The organism is Pseudomonas sp. B12(2026), assembly GCF_057767015.1.
In genome coordinates this window covers 3,693,970-3,712,919 of sequence record NZ_CM173430.1, presented here as the reverse complement: position 1 = coordinate 3,712,919, position 18,950 = coordinate 3,693,970, and the positions used below count along the sequence as shown (strand labels likewise).

The 18,950-nt window shown below is 67.1% G+C and carries 13 protein-coding genes and 1 other RNA gene; 10 read left to right on the top strand and 4 right to left on the bottom strand.

Annotation, left to right across the window (positions count from 1 at the left end):
- Positions 1 to 98 precede the first annotated feature (98 nt).
- From xdhB to AC3B6A_RS17190, 3 genes are all read right to left on the bottom strand, one after another.
- Positions 99 to 2,489, bottom strand: coding sequence for a xanthine dehydrogenase molybdopterin binding subunit (xdhB, locus tag AC3B6A_RS17200; protein WP_488398420.1), 2,391 nt, complete (start codon positions 2,487 to 2,489; stop codon positions 99 to 101).
- Positions 2,482 to 3,945, bottom strand: coding sequence for a xanthine dehydrogenase small subunit (gene xdhA, locus AC3B6A_RS17195; RefSeq protein ID WP_488398419.1), 1,464 nt, complete (start codon positions 3,943 to 3,945; stop codon positions 2,482 to 2,484). Before xdhA ends, xdhB begins: the two co-directional genes overlap by 8 nt.
- A gap of 333 nt (positions 3,946 to 4,278) precedes the next feature.
- A complete protein-coding gene (locus AC3B6A_RS17190) occupies positions 4,279 to 5,415 on the bottom strand; it encodes an alkane 1-monooxygenase (RefSeq protein WP_488398418.1) in 1,137 nt (378 codons plus the stop codon).
- Between the two features lie 182 nt (positions 5,416 to 5,597).
- Between AC3B6A_RS17190 and AC3B6A_RS17185 the strand changes: the two genes are divergently transcribed.
- From AC3B6A_RS17185 to ffs, 7 genes are all read left to right on the top strand, one after another.
- Positions 5,598 to 6,257 (top strand): GntR family transcriptional regulator, encoded by a 660-nt coding sequence (locus AC3B6A_RS17185; protein ID WP_488398417.1) that lies wholly within the window; start codon positions 5,598 to 5,600, stop codon positions 6,255 to 6,257.
- Between the two features lie 38 nt (positions 6,258 to 6,295).
- On the top strand, positions 6,296 to 9,784 hold the full coding sequence (smc, locus tag AC3B6A_RS17180; RefSeq protein ID WP_488398416.1) for a chromosome segregation protein SMC: 3,489 nt from the start codon (positions 6,296 to 6,298) through the stop codon (positions 9,782 to 9,784).
- Positions 9,785 to 10,081: 297 nt separating this feature from the next.
- Positions 10,082 to 10,975 (top strand): cell division protein ZipA, encoded by an 894-nt coding sequence (gene zipA, locus AC3B6A_RS17175; RefSeq protein WP_488398415.1) that lies wholly within the window; start codon positions 10,082 to 10,084, stop codon positions 10,973 to 10,975.
- A gap of 115 nt (positions 10,976 to 11,090) precedes the next feature.
- Positions 11,091 to 13,478, top strand: a complete 2,388-nt coding sequence (gene ligA / locus AC3B6A_RS17170) for an NAD-dependent DNA ligase LigA (protein WP_488398414.1) — start codon at positions 11,091 to 11,093, stop codon at positions 13,476 to 13,478.
- A gap of 37 nt (positions 13,479 to 13,515) precedes the next feature.
- Positions 13,516 to 13,794: an HU family DNA-binding protein gene (locus AC3B6A_RS17165; RefSeq protein ID WP_017517541.1), complete on the top strand. Its 279-nt coding sequence runs from the start codon at positions 13,516 to 13,518 to the stop codon at positions 13,792 to 13,794.
- A gap of 55 nt (positions 13,795 to 13,849) precedes the next feature.
- Complete coding sequence (locus AC3B6A_RS17160; protein WP_488398413.1) at positions 13,850 to 14,242, top strand: hypothetical protein; 393 nt, start codon at positions 13,850 to 13,852, stop codon at positions 14,240 to 14,242.
- Positions 14,243 to 14,377: 135 nt separating this feature from the next.
- Positions 14,378 to 14,474, top strand: an RNA gene (gene ffs / locus AC3B6A_RS17155) — signal recognition particle sRNA small type.
- Positions 14,475 to 14,555: 81 nt separating this feature from the next.
- On the opposite strand, the gene AC3B6A_RS17150 is transcribed toward ffs, so the two are convergent.
- On the bottom strand, positions 14,556 to 15,278 hold the full coding sequence (locus tag AC3B6A_RS17150; RefSeq protein WP_488398412.1) for a substrate-binding periplasmic protein: 723 nt from the start codon (positions 15,276 to 15,278) through the stop codon (positions 14,556 to 14,558).
- Positions 15,279 to 15,430: 152 nt separating this feature from the next.
- Here AC3B6A_RS17150 and dnaX point away from each other — a divergent pair, with 152 nt between their 5' ends.
- The 3 genes from dnaX to recR all read left to right on the top strand — a co-directional run bounded on the left by dnaX (position 15,431) and on the right by recR (position 18,920).
- Positions 15,431 to 17,566 carry a DNA polymerase III subunit gamma/tau gene (gene dnaX / locus AC3B6A_RS17145; RefSeq protein ID WP_488398411.1) on the top strand — a complete coding sequence of 712 codons (2,136 nt, stop codon included), beginning with the start codon at positions 15,431 to 15,433 and terminating at the stop codon, positions 17,564 to 17,566.
- Between the two features lie 177 nt (positions 17,567 to 17,743).
- Positions 17,744 to 18,070: a YbaB/EbfC family nucleoid-associated protein gene (locus tag AC3B6A_RS17140; RefSeq protein ID WP_488398409.1), complete on the top strand. Its 327-nt coding sequence runs from the start codon at positions 17,744 to 17,746 to the stop codon at positions 18,068 to 18,070.
- A gap of 250 nt (positions 18,071 to 18,320) precedes the next feature.
- Positions 18,321 to 18,920 (top strand): recombination mediator RecR, encoded by a 600-nt coding sequence (gene recR, locus AC3B6A_RS17135; protein WP_488398408.1) that lies wholly within the window; start codon positions 18,321 to 18,323, stop codon positions 18,918 to 18,920.
- Positions 18,921 to 18,950: the final 30 nt, after the last annotated feature.

The window sequence follows — 18,950 nt, the reverse complement described above, 5'->3', positions numbered from 1 at the left end:
CGAGCTTGCTCGCGAATGGGTTCCCCGGCGGTTCCGTCGCCGGGGCGGTTCGCGAGCAAACTCGCTCCTACAGGTTCATTAAAGGGTGGGGCAGCGCATCAGGCCGGTTCGACCTGCACCTGCGGCGTCCCGGCCTGCGCCAGCTTCAGCCTGCGCATCTGCTCCACGCCCCAGAGCACGCGCTCCGGCGTCGCCGGGGCGTCGATCCGGGGCTGGGCGCGGTAGTCGGCCAGGCTGGCCACGGCGTCCTTGATCGCGCAGAACACCGAGATGCCCAGCATGAACGGCGGCTCGCCGACGGCCTTGGAGTGGAACACCGTCTGCTCCGGGTTCTTGCGGTTCTCCACCAGCTTCACCCGCAGGTCGATGGGCATGTCGGCGATGGCCGGGATCTTGTAGCTCGCCGGGCTGTTGGTCATCAGCTTGCCCTTGGCGTTCCAGACCAGCTCCTCCATGGTCAGCCAGCCCATGCCCTGGACGAAGCCGCCTTCCACCTGGCCGATGTCGATGGCCGGGTTCAGCGAGGCGCCGACGTCGTGGAGGATGTCGCTGCGCAGCATCCGGTACTCGCCGGTGAGGGTGTCGACGATCACTTCCGAGCAGGACACGCCATAGGCGTAGTAGTAGAACGGCCGGCCGCGCGCCTGGCTGCGGTCGTAGAAGATCTTCGGCGTGCGGTAGAAGCCGGTGGAGGAGAGCGACACCTGGCCGAAGTAGGCCTGCTGGACCAGTTCCTCGAAGGGCAGGATCAGGTCGCGCACGCGCACCTGGTTGTTGCGGAATTCGACGTCTTCCTCGGTCACCTTCCAGTGCCTGGCGGCGAATTCCACCAGGCGCTGCTTGATGATCTCGGCGGCGTTCTGCGCGGCCTTGCCGTTGAGGTCGGCGCCGGAGGACGCGGCGGTCGGCGAGGTGTTGGGCACCTTGTCGGTGTTGGTCGCGGTGATCTGCACGCGGTCGATGTCGACCTGGAAGACCTCGGCCACCACCTGGGCGACCTTGGTGTTCAGGCCCTGGCCCATCTCGGTGCCGCCGTGGTTCAGGTGGATGCTGCCGTCGGTGTAGACGTGGATCAGCGCGCCGGCCTGGTTGAGGAAGGTGGCGGTGAAGCTGATGCCGAATTTCACCGGGGTCAGCGCCAGGCCCTTCTTCAGCACCGGGCTGCCGGCGTTGAACGCGCGGATTTCGGCGCGGCGCCTGGCGTACTCGGCGCTGGCTTCCAGTTCCCCGGTCATCTCCTGCAGCAGGTTGTGTTCCACCTGCTGGTGGTAGTGGGTGACGTTGCGCTCGTCCTTGCCGTAGTAGTTGCGCTTGCGCACCTCCAGCGGGTCCTTGCCGAGGTGGCGCGCGACCGCGTCCATGATCTCCTCGATGGCGACCATCCCCTGTGGACCGCCGAAGCCGCGGTAGGCGGTGTTCGACGCGGTGTTGGTCTTGCAGCGGTGGCCGTTCACCGTGGCGTTGCCGAGGAAGTAGGCGTTGTCGGAGTGGAACATCGCGCGGTCGACGATGGAGCCGGAGAGGTCCGGCGAGTAGCCGCAGTTGCCGGCCAGCTCGATGTTGATGCCGTGCAGCAGGCCGTCGTCCTCGAAGCCCACGTCGTACTCGACGTAGAACGGGTGGCGCTTGCCGGTCATCTGCATGTCTTCCATGCGCGGCAGGCGCATCTTCGCCGGGCGGCCGGTGAGGCGCGCGATCACCGCGCACAGGCAGGCCGGGGCGGCGGCCTGGGTTTCCTTGCCGCCGAAGCCGCCGCCCATGCGGCGCATGTCGATGACCACCTTGTTGAAGGAGATGCCCAGCACTTCGGCGACCAGCTTCTGCACTTCGGTGGGGTTCTGCGTCGAGGTGTAGACGATCACGCCGCCGTCTTCGGTGGGCATCACCGAGGAAATCTGCGTCTCCAGGTAGAAGTGCTCCTGGCCGCCGATGTGCAGGCTGCCCTGGATGCGGTTCGGCGCGGTGGCCAACTGGCCTTCCGAGTCGCCGATCTTGTGGGTGTGGCTGTCGAGCACGAAGTGCTTTTTGCGCAGCGCTTCGACCACGTCGAGCACCGGCTCCAGGTCTTCGTACTCGATGATCGCGGCCATGGCCGCCTTGCGCGCGGTTTCCAGGCTGTCGGCGGCCACGGCGATGACCATCTGGCCGACGTACTCGACCTTGCCGTCGGCCAGCAGCGGGTCGCCGGCGACCACCGGGCCGATGTCCAGCTGGCCGGGCACGTCGTCCCTGGTGATGGCGATGGCGACGCCGGGGAACTGGTAGCAGGGGCTGACGTCCAGCCGGGTGATGCGCGCGTGGGCGCGGTCGCTCATGCGGGCGTAGACGTGCAGCTGGTTGGGGAATTCCAGGCGGTCGTCGATGTAGACCGCCTCGCCGCTGACGTGCTTGGGCGCGCTCTCGTGCTTGACGCTGCGGCCGACGCCGGTGGTGAGGTCGGCGCGGAACAGTGCGGCGAGTTCTTCCTGGCTCTTCTGGGGCTTATGCATAGTGGGTCACCCGGGTCACGGCCTGAGGGGCTTCCAGTTCCAGGAAGCACTTGCGCAGCAGGTTCTGCGCGGTGAGCAGGCGGTATTCCTTGCTTGCGCGGAAGTCGCTGAGCGGGGCGAAGTCCTCGCTCAGGGCCAGCGCGGCGCGTTCGAAGGTGGCGCTGTCGAAGGTCTGGCCGAGCAGCGCGGCCTCGCAGGCAGCGGCGCGTTTCGGGATGGCGGCCATGCCGCCGAAGCCGGTGCGCACGGCGGTGATCCGGCAGTTTTCGACGGTGATGCTGAAGGCGGCGCAGACGGCGGAGATGTCGTCGTCCAGACGCTTGGAGACCTTGTAGGCGCGGAACGCCTGGTTGGCCTGCGGACGCGGAATGATCACCTGCTCGATGAACTCGCCTTCCTGGCGCGCGGTGACCTTGTAATCGATGAAGTATTCGTCGATCGGCAGCTCGCGGCGCTCGTTGCCCTTGCGCAGCACCAGGCGTGCACCGAGGGCGATCAGCAGCGGCGGCGAGTCGCCGATGGGCGAGGCGTTGCCGATGTTGCCGCCGAGGGTGCCCTGGTTGCGGATCTGCAGCGAGGCAAAGCGGTGCAGCAGCTCGCCGAAATCCGGCCAGTCGCGGGCGAGGGTCTGGTAGCAGTCGGTCAGCGGGGTGGCGGCGCCGATCTCGATGCGGTCGTCGAACACCTCGACGCGCTTCATTTCCTCGACATGGCCGACGTAGATCATCACCGGCAGTTCGCGGTGGAACTGGGTGACTTCCAGGGCCAGGTCGGTGCCGCCGGCCAGCAGGCGCGCCTGCGGGTTGGCGCTGTAGAGGTCGGCGAGGTCGGCGATGGTCAGCGGCAGCAGGCAGCGCTTGTCGCCGCTGTTGAGCTCGGCGGTTTCGCGCGGGGCGATGGCTTTCAGCTGGGCGATGATCTCGGCCTGGGCGGCGTCGAACTGGTCCGGGCGCTTCTGGCAGCAGGACTGCTCGGCGGCGTCGAGGATCGGCCGGTAGCCGGTGCAGCGGCAGAGGTTGCCGGCCAGCGCTTCGAGGGCCTCGGTCTTGCGCTGCTCGGCGCTCTCGCCGGCGCTGTTCTTCTGCAGGGCGAACAGCGACATGACGAAGCCGGGGGTGCAGAAGCCGCACTGCGAGCCGTGGCAGTCGACCATGGCCTGCTGCACGCCGTGCAGTTCGCCGCGGTGCTTGAGGTCGTCGACGCTGAGCAGCTGCTTGCCGTGCAGCGAGGAGACGAAGGTCAGGCAGGAATTGAGGGTGCGGTAGCGGATGCGCTCGGCGCCGTCTTCGCCGACCAGCTCGCCGACGACCACCGTGCAGGCACCGCAGTCACCGGAGGCGCAGCCCTCCTTGGTGCCGGTCTTGCCCAGGTGCTGGCGCAGGTAGTTGAGCACGGTGAGATTGGGGTCGAGGCGGTCTTCGACGCGCAGCTCGCGATTGAGCAGGAACCTGATCAAGGCTTGCCTCCAGGCTGTTCTTGTTTTTGGTAGGGCACTGGAGGGTGAATCTATGAAAAGCTGACTTGTGAGTCAATAAAAATTCTGTCCGTACGGTCAGAAAAGATTGCCGCAGGTGATGAATGGCGTGCCCCTGCTCCCCGTAGGATGGGTGGAGCCTAAGCGATACCCATGCGGTGGATGCAGGAATCGATGGGTATCGCTTCGCTCCACGCCATCCTGCGAGGGCGCTCCGCAATCGCGGGCAGGCGTGCCTGCGAAGAGCAAAAAGCAGAAGCAAAAAAAGGCGGCAAGCCGGGGTAGGGCTTGCCGCCAAGGCGTGGAACGTGTGGGTCAGGCTTGCTGGGTGGCGCTCAGCTGGTATTCCTCGCCGGCGTAGTAGGCGCGCACCCGGCGGTCCATCACCGCGCGCCAGAGCGGCGGGAACAGCGCGAGGACGATCATCCCGGCGTAACCGTTGGGCAACTGCGGGCTCTCGTCGAAGTGGCGCAGCACCTGGTAGCGGCGCTTGGCGTTGGCGTGGTGGTCGGAATGCCGTTGCAGGTGGAAGAGGAACAGGTTGGTCAGCAGGAAGTTGCTGTTCCACGAGTGTTCGTGGGTGGTCCGCTCGTAGCGGCCGTTCTCCAGCCGGCGGCGGTGCAGGCCGTAGTGCTCGACGTAGTTGACGATCTCCAGCAGGGTGAAGGCCATCGCCGACTGGCCGAGGAAGTAGACCGCGCCGATCCAGCCGAAGGCGAGGCTGAAGCCGGCCAGGAACAGCACGCTGATCGCGTACCAGCCGATCAGCTCGTTGCGCCAGTGGAAGGCCGGCAGGCCCTTGCGCTTGAGGCGCTCGGCCTCCAGCTTCCAGGCGTTGAGGAAGTTGTGCTTGTAGGCGTGGGGCAGGAAGGCGTAGAGGCTCTGGCCGTAGCGCGAGGAGGAGGCGTCCTCGGGCGTCGAGACATGCACGTGGTGCCCGCGCACATGCTCGACCTTGAACCCGGCGTAGCACACCGCCGCCAGCAGCAGGCCGCCGGCCTTCTGTTCCAGTTGCGGGTCCTTGTGGACCAGTTCGTGGGACACGGTGATGCCGATGGCGCCCATCACCGTGCCCACCGAGAGAATCCAGCCCAGCCGGCCGACCCAGTTCCAGGCGTCATAGGTGGCCAGCACCCAGCCACCGTACACCAGCATGGCCAGCAGCAGCGGCACCGTCGCCAGGCTGAGGAAGCGGTAGTAGCCCTCGCGCTCCATGGGCGGCACTTCGTCGATCTCGTCCGGGTTGGCCGGGTCGCGGCCGACCACGAAGTCCAGCAGCGGGATCACGCCGAACACGATGCCGATCACCATCCAGGGCCAGGCGTTGGGGTGCGCGCTGCCGTACGACCACCAGTAGCTGAGCGGAATGCCGAACACGGGGATCAGCCAGATCCAGTAGCCGGCCTTTTTCAGGCGCAGCATCCAGGCGGGGGAAAGCAGCGAGGCAAGCATGGACGACTCCCGAGACGTCTCTTGTGTAGGATTGTCAGACAATCCTGCGCCCGTTCTCCCCCTGTGGCGCACCAACCTTCGTTCTGTCGTCCGCCTGCCGGAGGGGATGGCGCGGTAACACCCTGTGTTACACTTCGCGTCCGCAATACCCCCTCGAAAGCGCCCGATTCTTAAGGACAACCATGACGTTCAAGGCCCCGGACAGCCTGGCTGAGCAGATCGCGCACCACCTTGCCGAACGCATCATCCGGGGCGAACTCAAGGAACGCGAGCGCATCCAGGAGCAAAAGGTCACCCAGACCCTCAACGTCAGCCGCGGCTCGGTGCGCGAGGCGCTGCTGATCCTCGAACGCCGCCATCTTGTGGTGATCCTGCCGCGCCGGGGGGCGCAGGTCTCCGAGCTGTCCGCCGCCCACGTGGAAAGCCTGTATTCGCTGGTCACCGAGCTCTACATCATGCTCGCCGGCAGCGTGGCCCGGGGCTGGCGCGAAGAGGGCGAGCTGCAGCCGTTCCTGGCGATCCAGCAGCGCCTGCTGGACAACCTCGAACGCGGCGACATCAACGCCTTCGTCGAGTCCAGCTTCGACATCATGCGCGCCGCCTTCCCGTTCGCCGCCAACCCGTACCTGCAGGAAACCGTGGAAAACCTCCTGCCGGCCATCAGCCGCACCTATCATCTGGCCCTGGAACGCCGCAAAGGCGAAATGAGCCAGTTCATCGGCAGCTTCGAGCAATTGCTCCGCGCCGTGGTCGGACGAGACGAAGCGGCGATCCGCGAGGTACTGCTCGACTACAGTCGACGCAACAGCCAACTGGTCCTGGCCGCCCTGGCCGAACGATAAGCGCGCTGGCTGAACGATAAGAAAGAGGGGGAGGGCTCATGCGGCTCAAGTGCATCAAGCTGGCGGGCTTCAAGTCCTTCGTCGACCCGACGACGGTCAGTTTCCCGAGCAACATGGCGGCCGTGGTCGGCCCCAACGGTTGCGGCAAGTCCAACATCATCGACGCCGTTCGCTGGGTGATGGGCGAGAGTTCGGCGAAGAACCTCCGTGGCGAGTCGATGACCGACGTCATCTTCAACGGCTCCAACACGCGCAAGCCGGTGACCCAGGCGTCCATCGAGCTGGTGTTCGACAACTCCGACCAGACCCTGCTGGGCGAATACGCCAGCTACGCCGAGATTTCCATCCGCCGCCGTGTCACCCGCGACGGCCAGAACACCTACTTCCTCAACGGCACCAAGTGCCGGCGCCGCGACATCACCGACATCTTCCTCGGCACCGGCCTGGGTCCGCGCAGCTACTCGATCATCGAGCAGGGCATGATCTCCAAGCTGATCGAGGCCAAGCCCGAGGACCTGCGCAACTTCATCGAGGAAGCCGCCGGCATCTCCAAGTACAAGGAGCGCCGCCGCGAGACCGAGAACCGCATCCGCCGCACCCAGGAAAACCTCGCGCGCCTGACCGACCTGCGCGAGGAGCTGGAACGCCAGCTGGAACGCCTGCACCGCCAGGCCCAGTCGGCGGAGAAGTATCAGGAATTCAAGGCCGAGGAACGCACCCTCAAGGCCCAGCTCGGCGCCCTGCGCTGGCGCGACCTGAACGAACAGGTCGGGCAGAAGGAGCGGGTGATCGGCGACCAGGAAGTGGCCTTCGAGGCGCTGGTGGCCGAGCAGCGCAGCGCCGATGCGAGCATCGAGCGCCTGCGCGACGGCCACCACGAGCTGTCGGAAAGCTTCAACCAGGTGCAGGGCCGCTTCTATTCCGTGGGCGGTGACATCGCCCGCGTCGAGCAGAGCATCCAGCACGGCCAGCAGCGCCTGCGCCAGTTGCAGGACGACCTGCGCGAGGCGGAGAAATCCCGCCAGGAAACCGAATCCCACCTCGGCCACGACCGCACTCTGCTCGCCACCCTGGGCGAGGAGCTGGAGCGCCTGGCCCCGGAGCAGGAAATCAGCGCCGCCGCCGCCGAGGAGGCCACCGTCGGCCTGGAAGACGCCGAGCAGCGCATGCAGGACTGGCAGCAGCGCTGGGACGCCTTCAACCAGCAGAGCGCCGAACCGCGCCGCGAGTCGGAAGTGCAGCAGTCGCGCATCCAGCACCTGGAGCAGAGCCTCGAACGCCAGGGCGAGCGCCAGCGCCGCCTGAACGACGAGCGCACGCAGCTGGCCGCCGATCCGGAAGACGCCGCGATCCTCGAACTGGGCGAGCAGGTCGCCGCCATCGAGCTGCTGCTGGAAGAGTCGCAGATCGAAGAACAGGAGCTGGCCGAGCGTCTGGAACGCGTGCGCCAGTCCCTGCAGGAAAGTAGCGCCGCGCAGCACCAGGCGCAGGGCGAGTTGCAGCGCCTGAACGGCCGCATCGCCTCGCTGGAAGCCTTGCAGCAGGCCGCGCTCGATCCGGGCGACGGCACCGCGCAATGGCTGCGCCAGCAGGGCCTGGAGCAGCGCCCGCGCCTCGCCGAGGGGCTGCGCGTGCAGCCGGGCTGGGAGCTGGCGGTGGAGACCGTGCTCGGCGCCGACCTGCACGGCGTGCTGCTGGACGATGTGAAGGGGCTGCCGTTCGACGCACTGGAAAAGGGCGAGCTGCGCCTGCTCGATCTCGCCGCCGGCGCCGCTTCACGGCCGGGCAGCCTGCTGGACAAGGTCGAAACCAGCGTCGACCTGAGCTACTGGCTGGGCCGCGTGCGCCCGGTGGAAAACCTCGACCAGGCGCTGGCGCAGCGCGCGATGCTGGGCGACGGCGAAAGCCTGGTCAGCCGCGACGGCTACTGGGTCGGGCGGAACTTCCTGCGCGTGCGCCGTGGCGAATCCGCCGATGGCGGCGTGCTGGCCCGCGGTCAGGAGCTGGAGCGCCTGTACGCCGAGCGCGAGACGCTGGAGCAGCGCCTCGCCGAGATCGACGAACAACTGGCGCGCCTGCGCGACGAACAGCGCCAGGCCGAGGAAGGCCGCGATCAGGTGCGCCGCCGCCTGCAGGACGAAGGCCGCCGCCAGGGCGAGCTGAAGGCGCAGCTGTCCGCGCAGCAGGCCAAGGTCGAGCAGTTGACCCTGCGCCGCCGCCGTCTCGACGAGGAGCTGGCCGAACTGGCCGAACAGCACGCCATCGAGCAGGAACAACTGGGCGAAGCGCGCCTGAGCCTGCAGGAAGCGCTGGACGCCATGGCGGTCGACACCGAGCGCCGCGAGTCGCTGCTGGCCGAGCGCGACGGCATGCGCGAGAAGCTCGACCGCATCCGCCACGAGTCCCGCCAGCACAAGGATCACGCCCACCAGCTGGCCGTGCGCGTCGGCTCCCTGCGCGCCCAGCACGAATCCACCCGCCAGGCCCTGGAGCGCCTGGACAGCCAGGCCGTGCGCCTGGTCGAGCGCTGCGAGCAGCTCAACCTCAATCTGGAGGAGGGCGCCGCGCCGCTGGAAGAGCTGCGCATGCGCCTGGAAGAACTGCTCGACCGGCGCATGGCGGTGGAGGACGAACTCAAGCACGCGCGCCTCGCCCTGGAAGACGCTGACCGCCAGCTGCGCGACGCCGAAAAGCGCCGCACCCGGGCCGAGCAGCAGTCGCAGCTGCTGCGCGGCCAGCTGGAGCAGCAGCGCATGGAATGGCAGGCCCTGAGCGTGCGGCGCAAGACGCTGCAGGAGCAGCTCCACGAGGACGGCTACGACCTGCACGGCGTGCTCGGCACCTTGCCCCATGACGCCGCCGAGAAGGTCTGGGAAACCCGCCTGGAGGAACTGGCCGCGCGCATCGGCCGGCTGGGCCCGATCAACCTCGCGGCGATCGAGGAATACCAGCAGCAGTCCGAGCGCAAACGCTACCTGGACGACCAGAACGACGACCTGGTGGAAGCGCTGGAGACCCTGGAAAACGTCATCCGCAAGATCGACAAGGAGACCCGCAACCGCTTCAAGGAAACCTTCGACCAGATCAATGCTGGCCTTCAGGCACTGTTCCCCAAGGTTTTCGGCGGCGGCCACGCCTATCTGGAACTTACCGGCGAGGATCTACTCGATACCGGGGTGGCGATCATGGCGCGCCCGCCGGGCAAGAAGAACAGCACCATCCATCTGCTGTCCGGCGGCGAGAAGGCCCTGACCGCCCTGGCGCTGGTATTTGCGATCTTCCAGCTGAACCCGGCACCGTTCTGCATGCTCGACGAAGTCGATGCGCCGCTGGACGATGCCAACGTCGGCCGTTATGCGCGACTGGTGAAGGACATGTCGGAGAAAGTGCAATTCATCTATATCACCCACAACAAGATCGCCATGGAAATGGCCGATCAACTGATGGGCGTGACGATGCACGAACCGGGATGTTCGCGACTGGTGGCGGTGGATGTCGAGGAGGCGGTAGCGCTGGCCGAAGCCTGATCCGGATGCAACTTGCGAGGCACTGCCGGAATATGGGTCTATGCTTGTAAAGCATTGATTATATTGAGGTAGGCGTCGCGCTGTAGGCGAACTCGCGATAGGCTATGAAAAGTTGCAAAGACCAGGGCGGAGTGTCGCCACAGGCAGTGTAAAGTTGCGTGCGAGCGTGTTAGCTTAACGCCCACTTCTGTTTCGCGTGGAAAACATCAGTCAGAACATGAAGTTGGCTCCACGTTTTCAAGGGATAGGATGTCCTTTTCTTCATCATCATTTTTTGTTCAGGGGCTACGGGATTAGATGGATATCGGTCTACGCGAATGGCTGATCGTCATTGGGCTTATCGTGATCGCCGGCATTCTGTTCGACGGCTGGCGTCGTATGCGGGGTGGCAAGGGCAAGTTGCGCTTCAAACTGGATCGCCACTTCGCCAACCAACCCGACGATGGGGATGACAGCAACCCCGAACTGCTCGGGCCGTCCCGCGTGGTCGAGCACCGCGAGCCGGAGCTCGACGAGGAAGACCTGCCCAGGGTCAGCGCCAGGGAGGCCCGTGGCAAGCGCCGCGGCGAGCCGCGCCAGGGCGACCTGAACCTGGACGACCCGGCACCGAACCTGCTCGGCCCGCTGGACGAGGAGGATTTCCCCAACCCGCTGGACGAAGCGCCGCAGGAGAAGGAAAAGTCCCGCAAGGAGCGCAAGAAGGACAAGGAGCGCGCCGCCGCCCCGGCCGCCGCCGCTGCCTCCGCGCCCCAGGCTCCGGTCGAGGAAGTGCTGATCATCAACGTCATCAGCCGCGAGGAGAACGGCTTCAAGGGCCCGGCGCTGCTGCAGAACATCCTCGAAAGCGGCCTGCGCTACGGCGAGATGGACATCTTCCACCGCCACGAGAGCATGGCCGGCAACGGCGAAGTGCTGTTCTCCATGGCCAACGCGGTCAAGCCGGGCACCTTCGATCTGGACAACATCGACCAGTTCAGCACCCGCGCCGTGAGCTTCTTCCTCGGCCTGCCGGGCCCGCGCCATCCCAAGCAGGCGTTCGACGTGATGATCGCCGCCGCGCGCAAGCTGGCCCAGGAGCTCAACGGCGAGCTGAAGGACGAGCAGCGCAGCGTGATGACCGCGCAGACCATCGAGCACTACCGGCAGCGCATCATCGACTTCGAGCGGCGCGCCCTGACCCAGAAACGCTAAATAGCAGCGGCAAGCGACAAGCCCCAAGCTGCAAGCCCTAGCGCTTGGCTTGGGGCTTTGCTTTTCTTAAGGCTCTTGTCTTGCCGCTTTCAGCTTGCAGCTTGAGGCTTCCTGAATGACCGATTCCCAGACCGCTGCCGAACGCATCGCCCAGCTGCGCAGCGAACTCGACGACCACAACTACCGCTACTACGTGCTCGACGAGCCGAGCGTGCCGGACGCCGAGTACGACCGCCTGTTCCGCGAGCTGAAGGCGCTGGAAACCGAGCATCCCGAGCTGGTCACCCCCGAGTCGCCGACCCAGCGCGTTGGCGGCGCGGCGGCCTCGGCCTTCGGCGAGGTGCGCCACGAGGTGCCGATGCTCAGCCTGGGCAACGCCTTCGAGGAGCAGGACCTCAACGACTTCGACCGCCGCGTGCGCGAGGGCCTGGCCGACCAGTTGCCGTCCTCCGACCTGTTCGGCGGCGGCGCCGAGGTGGAATACAGCTGCGAGCCCAAGCTCGACGGCCTGGCGGTCAGTCTGCTGTACGAGAACGGCCTGCTCACCCGTGGCGCCACCCGGGGCGACGGCACCACCGGCGAGGACATCAGCGTCAACGTGCGGACCATCCGCAACGTGCCGCTGCGCCTGCAGGGCGAGGGCTGGCCGGCGGTGCTGGAAGTGCGCGGCGAGGTGTTCATGTCCAAGGCCGGTTTCGAGGCGCTCAACCAGCGGCAGATGGAAGCCGGCGGCAAGACCTTCGCCAACCCGCGCAACGCCGCGGCGGGCAGCCTGCGCCAGCTGGACTCGAAGATCACCGCCGGCCGCCCGCTGGAGTTCTGCTGCTACGGCTTCGGCCGCGTCGAGGGCGGCGCGCTGCCGGGGACCCAGTTCGACATCCTCCAGGCCTTCAAGGGCTGGGGCATCCCGATCAGCCGCGAGCTGAAGCTGCGCAAAGGCGTCGAAGGCTGCCGCGCCTATTACGAAGACATCGGCACCCGCCGCGACAGCCTCGCCTACGAGATCGACGGCGTGGTGTTCAAGGTCAACCGCATCGACTTCCAGCGCGAGCTGGGCTTCCGCGCCCGCGAGCCGCGCTGGGCCATCGCCCACAAGTTTCCGGCCCGCGAGGAAATCACCGAGCTGCTCGACGTGGAATTCCAGGTCGGCCGCACTGGCGCGGTGACCCCCGTGGCACGCCTGAAGCCGGTGCAGGTGGCCGGCGTGACCGTGTCCAACGCCACCCTGCACAACATGGACGAAGTGGCGCGCCTGGGCCTGATGATCGGCGATACGGTGATCATCCGCCGCGCCGGCGACGTGATCCCGCAGGTCATGCAGGTGGTCACCGAGCGCCGCCCGGCGGACGCCCGCCCGGTGGAGATTCCGACCCAGTGCCCGGTGTGCGGCTCGCAGGTCGAGCGCACCCAGCTGGTCAAGCGCAGCAAGGGCAAGGAATCGGTCAGCGAAGGCGCCATCTACCGTTGCGTCGGCCGGCTGTTCTGCCAGGCGCAGCTCAAGCAGGCCATCATCCACTTCGTCTCGCGCCGCGCCATGGACATCGATGGCCTCGGCGACAAGATCGTCGAGCAACTGGTGGACAAGGGCCTGGTGACGTCGCCGGCCGACCTCTACACGCTCACCTATGAACAGGTCATCGAGCTGGAAGGCTTCGCCGAGGTCTCCACGCGCAACCTGCTCGCCGCCATCGCCGACAGCCGCAAGCCGGCGCTGGCGCGCTTCGTCTTCGCCCTGGGCATCCCCGACGTGGGCGAGGAGACCGCCAAGCTGCTGGCGCGCTCCCTGGGCTCGCTGGCGCGCATCCAGAAGGCGCTGCCGGAAGTGCTGACCTACCTGCCGGACGTCGGCGGCGAAGTGGCCTACGAGATCCACAACTTCTTCGGTGACGAGCACAACCGCAACGTGATCCGGCAACTGCTGGAGCGTGGCATCGAGCTGCAGGACGAAGGCGAGGTTTCCGCCGAGTTCGCCGCCTGCGCCACCCTGGCCGGCTTCATCGACAAGCTGAACATCCCCTTCATCGCCGCCACCGGCGCCGAGAAGCTGGCCGACAGGACCGGCAGCCTCGACGGGCTGGTCGCGCTGAGCCAGGACTGGCTGGACCTCAGCACCCTCAAGGGCGTGAACGAGAAGGCCAGGCAATCGGTGCGCGAATATTTCGCCGATGCTGCCCGCGTCGAGCGCGCCAAGCTCGTCGAGGCGCAGCTGGCGGAGTTCGGCATGCACTGGCGCAGCGAGCGCAAGGCGGTCGAAGGCCTGCCGCTGGCCGGCCAGACCTGGGTGCTCACCGGCACCCTGGAGGCCATGAGCCGCGACGTCGCCAAGGAAAAACTGGAAAGCCTGGGCGCCAAGGTGGCCGGCTCGGTCTCGGCCAAGACCCATTGCGTGGTGGCCGGGCCGGGAGCCGGTTCGAAACTGGCCAAGGCCCAGGAACTCGGCGTCGCCGTGATGGACGAAGAGCAGCTGCTCAGGCTGCTGGCCGACCACGGCATCGGCGCCTGACACACCCTCAACGATCAATCTACCCAGGAGCTATTCCATGCCCATGACCAAGGACCAACTGGTTCGCGATATCGCCGAATCCCTCGACCTGACCCAGGCCGCCGTGCGCGGCGTGTTCGAGCAACTGGCGCAGATCGCCCAGGACGCCCTGGAAAACGACGGCGAACTGACCCTGCCGGGCATCGGCAAGCTCAAGGTCAGCGAGCGCGCCGCCCGCACCGGCCGCAACCCGCAGACCGGCAAGAGCATCGAGATCGCCGCGAAGAAAGCGGTGCGCCTGGTGCCGGCCAAGGCCCTGGTCGACAGCCTGAACTGACCGGCGGACCCGCCCCGCGCAAGGCGGGGCGGGTCGTCCGCGAGCGGAGAGCGAGATGGACAAGGCAAGAAAGCAGCGCCTGCTTGGCGTGGCGGCGCTGGTGCTGCTGTTCGGGGGCTACGTGGCCTGGACCGAGCGGCCGCAGATCGTCCTGCACTATGACGCGAACGGCGGGATGGGGCAGGGCGGGGCGGCGGTCAGCTACAGCTTCAAGGAGAACGGCGAGGAAAGCCTGGCCGGCGAGATCAGGCCGGGCGAGTCGCGCGTGTTCCCGCTGCGCCTGTGGCGCCCGGGCGAATACCGCGTGGCCTTCCAGTTCCACCAGGGCGCGGAGCGCTACTCCACCTTCAGCACCCGTCCGGGCTACGACAAGACGGACCTGTACATCGGGCCGAACCTGGAGGTCTCCACCCAGCCTCGACCCGAAGGGCTGATCCAGGCGGAGTAAGGTGCGGCCCAGGCACTTGGCGCCCATCGGGAATTGCTGATGGGCGCACCTAAGTGCTTGAAGTGCTTGTAACTTGCAAACAAGCCGCTACAATGGCGCGGCTCGCCGATCTGGCGAGATTCGCGATGGTGGCCCTGTCGGTCCCCCCGCAACGATTACTCGCTTACCTGGTCAGGTCCGGAAGGAAGCAGCCAAGGCGGGGACATTGTGTGCCGGGGTGTGGCTGGCGGGGCCGCCTCCATTTCAGGGGCAGGAAAATCGCTCCGCCATCCCCGGCGTCGAGCTCCAGCCTTTATTTCAGTGCCCCGTTGTTTCAGCGATAGCGAGCGAGGATCCGCTCGATCCCTCCGTTGGCCTTCAGCGCCGCCAGCGCCGAAAGCAGCTCCGCGGTGGGCATCTCCGGGCTGTCCAGCACCATGCACGACAGCGGGGTTTCCTCGAGGATGCTGGCGAGCGTCAGGCGCTGGCCGTGCGGCAGCGAGCGGTTGAACCAGTCCAGGGTGATTTCGCTGCTGATCGCGTAGCGGTAACGGCCGATCTGCAGTTTCTTCAGCACCAGCTCCTGGTTGCGCGCTTCGTCGCGGGTCACCTGGCCGCTGTCCAGCAGCGGCTGCAGGCGCGGGTAGTGGTAGCCGAGCACGGTGCCGACGGCCTGGCCGGACAGGCTCTGCAGGTCGCCCGGCAGGCCCGCGCGGCTGACCAGTATGTCGCGCTGCGTCATCAGCGGCACGCTCCAGCGGTAATCCTTGAAGTCGTGTTCGGTCCAGGCCGGCGCGACGTAGCAGCGCACGTCCACCGTATGGTTGAGCAGCGCCTGTTCGACGCGGGCGCGGGGCAGGATATGGAAGGCCGGCGGCCGATGCACCTGGCGGGCGATCTCGCTGTACAGCTCGAAGAGGATGCCGCCGGTCAGCTTGCCGTCCTCGATGCGCGCCAGGGGCATCGCCCAGCTGTCGACCACCGAGAAGCGCAGCGGGCGCTCCTCGGCAAGGGCGAAGGCAGAGCTGAACAGCAGGGCGATTGCGAGCAGGCGCATCAAGGCTCCGATGGCGGCGTGATGGCGACACAATGCCTGTATGGATCGGGCCTTGCCAAGATGTACCAAAGGCCAGAGCGGACATCGGGTGCAATTTACGGTCCGCTTCGCTAGGATTAGCCCACTTCTGCTCACCTGTGCGATGGATATCAATGAGTTATCAGGTTCTTGCCCGCAAATGGCGTCCGCGTTCGTTCCGCGAAATGGTCGGCCAGACCCATGTGCTCAAGGCCCTGATCAACGCGCTGGACAACCAGCGCCTGCACCACGCCTACCTGTTCACCGGCACCCGCGGCGTGGGCAAGACCACCATCGCGCGCATCCTGGCCAAGTGCCTGAACTGCGAGACCGGCGTCAGCTCGACACCGTGCGGGCAGTGCTCGGTCTGCCGGGAGATCGACGAGGGCCGCTTCGTCGACCTGATCGAAGTCGACGCCGCCAGCCGCACCAAGGTCGAGGACACCCGCGAGCTGCTCGACAACGTGCAGTATTCGCCGACCCGCGGGCGCTACAAGGTCTACCTGATCGACGAAGTGCACATGCTCTCCAGCCACAGCTTCAACGCGCTGTTGAAGACCCTGGAGGAGCCGCCGCCGCACGTGAAGTTCCTGCTCGCCACCACCGACCCGCAGAAGCTGCCGGTCACCATCCTCTCGCGCTGCCTGCAGTTCTCCCTGAAGAACATGCCGCCGGAGCGGGTGGTGGAGCACCTGACCCACGTGCTGGGCGCGGAGAACGTGCCCTTCGAGGAAGACGCACTGTGGCTGCTCGGCCGCGCCGCCGATGGCTCCATGCGCGACGCCATGAGCCTCACCGACCAGGCCATCGCCTTCGGTGAGGGCAAGGTGCTGGCCGCCGACGTGCGCGCCATGCTCGGCACCCTGGATCACGGCCAGGTCTACGGCGTGCTCCACGCGCTGCTGGAAGGCGATGCCCGCGCGCTGCTCGAAGCGGTGCGCCACCTGGCCGAGCAGGGCCCGGACTGGGGCGGCGTGCTGGCGGAAATGCTCAACGTGCTGCACCGCGTGGCCATCGCCCAGGCGTTGCCCGAGGCGGTGGACAACGGCCAGGGCGACCGCGACCGCGTGCTCGCGCTGGCCCGGGCGCTGCCGGCCGAGGACGTGCAGTTCTACTACCAGATGGGCCTGATCGGCCGCCGCGACCTGCCGCTGGCGCCCGATCCCCGTGGCGGCTTCGAGATGGTGCTGCTGCGGATGCTGGCGTTCCGCCCGGCCGATGCCGCCGGCGCGCCCAGGTTGCCACTAAAGGACCTGGGGATCAGCAAGGCCACGGCTGATTCCAACCCCAACCCAGTGGCCGGCGCCGCCGTTGCGGCGCCGGTTGCATCCATTGCCGCGCCTGTCGCTGCGCCGGCCGCTCCGGTAGCCGAGGTCGCGCCGGCCGTTGCTGCGGCCCGGCCGCAGGCGGCTCCGGCTCCAGTTCCAGCTCCGGCTGCGCAAGCCGAGCCGGCGCCCGCTCCTGTGCCGGTGGCCGAGCGCGCGCCTGCGCCGGCCCCGGTCGAAGCGGAACCTGAGGTCGCCGTGCCGGCGGAGCCGGCCGCCGAGCCCGTACAGCCCGCTGCCGAAGCGCCGGTCGACCTGCCGTGGGAAGAGCCCGCCGCGCCGGTTGCCGCCGCTCCCGCGCCGGTCGAGCCTGCTGCACCTGCACCTGCACCTGCACCTGCACCTGCACCTGCACCTGCACCTGCACCTGCAGCCGCGCCGTCGGCCCCGGTCGTCGCCGAAGCCCCGGCCGAGGATGACGATCGCGACGAAGAGCCGCCGCCCGCCGACGACTACTACGAAGTGGACATGGAGTCCTACGGCTACCTGGAGAACGAAGCGCCGCAGGAACAGGCCGAGCCGGAACCCGAACCCGCCGCCATGCCCGCGACCGGTCTGGCCGCCGAATGGCTGGAGCTGTTCCCGCGCCTGGGCCTGGCCGGCATGACCGCCAGCATCGGCGCCAACTGCACCCTGGTGGCGGTGGACGGCGACCACTGGCACCTGCACCTGGACCCGGGGCAGAGCGCGTTGTTCAACCCCAACCAGCAGCGTCGCCTGAACGATGCGCTGAACCAGTTCCACGGCCGCACCCTGACCCTGCAGGTGACCCTGCAGAAGCCCGAGCAGGAGACCCCGGCCCAGGCCGCCGCGCGCAAGCGCGCCGAGCGTCAGCGCCTGGCCGAGGCGTCCATCGCCGCCGACCCCTATGTGCTACAGATGAAGCAACAGTTCGCCGCGGTCGTCCGCGACGGTACTATTGAACCCCTGGAGGCGAAGGCCTGAGAGCCAGTCCGCGACCTGCTGCGCGTCGGCAGAACGTCGTTGAAAGCAGGCGAGGGATGCTCATTTACTGCGTGTAAACTCCGCTCCCTCGCCTGCTTTCGCCTAGTTCTGCTCTAGCTCGCGAGGCCGCGAACAGACTCTGACTTCTCCACGACTGAACGAATCGAGGTGATCGAAATGATGAAAGGTGGCATGGCCGGCCTGATGAAGCAGGCCCAGCAGATGCAGGAAAAGATGCAGAAGATGCAGGAAGAGCTGGCCAACGCCGAAGTGACCGGCCAGTCCGGCGCCGGCCTGGTGAGCGTGGTGATGACCGGTCGCCATGACGTCAAGCGCGTCTCCCTGGACGACAGCCTGATGCAGGAAGACAAGGACATCCTCGAGGACCTGATCGCCGCCGCGGTGAACGACGCCGTGCGCAAGATCGAGCAGAACAACCAGGAGAAGATGTCCGGCATGACCGCCGGCATGCAGCTCCCCCCAGGCTTCAAGATGCCTTTCTGAGTTCGTTCGTGCCGCCCATGCCCGGCGCATGGCGGCGTTGCCGTCGGGTTCGGAATTCATGTGCTGCAGCACACTCCGGTTCCTCACCCGACGGCGCCTTGCCCTGCTTGGGCCTGAACGGCCCGCTGCATGATTTTTCCCTCCCTGTTTTGCAAGCGACGGCTCTTCCAGCCCTCGCGGCTTGGCAGGGGTTCGCGAGCAAGCTCGCTCCTACAGTCGTTCTATCCATCCGGAAACCTGAGACCGCCCCATGAGCTTCAGCCCGCTGATCCGCCAACTGATCGACGCCCTGCGCATCCTGCCCGGAGTGGGGCAGAAGAGTGCCCAGCGCATGGCGCTGCAGCTGCTGGAGCGCGACCGCAGCGGCGGCCTGCGCCTGGCCCAGGCGCTGACCCAGGCGATGGAAGGCGTCGGTCACTGCAAGCAGTGCCGCACGCTGTCGGAAGACGAGTTCTGCCCGCAATGCTCCGACCCGCGCCGCGACGACAGCCTGCTGTGCGTGGTGGAAGGTCCGCTGGATGTGTTCGCCGTCGAGCAGACCGGCTACCGCGGGCGCTATTTCGTGCTCAAGGGCCATCTCTCGCCGCTGGACGGCCTGGGCCCGGAAGCCATCGGCATTCCCGAGCTGGAAGCGCGGATCAAGGCCGGCAGCTTCAGCGAGATCATCCTCGCCACCAACCCCACGGTGGAAGGCGAGGCGACCGCTCATTACATCGCCCAGCTGCTCGGCGGCAGCGGTATTACCCTGTCGCGCATCGCCCACGGCGTGCCGCTGGGCGGCGAGTTGGAGCTGGTGGACGGCGGCACCCTGGCCCACGCCCTGGCCGGACGCCGGCCGATCAGCGGCTGATCCGGGCTTTTCCCGCTTCGACGGGCGGGC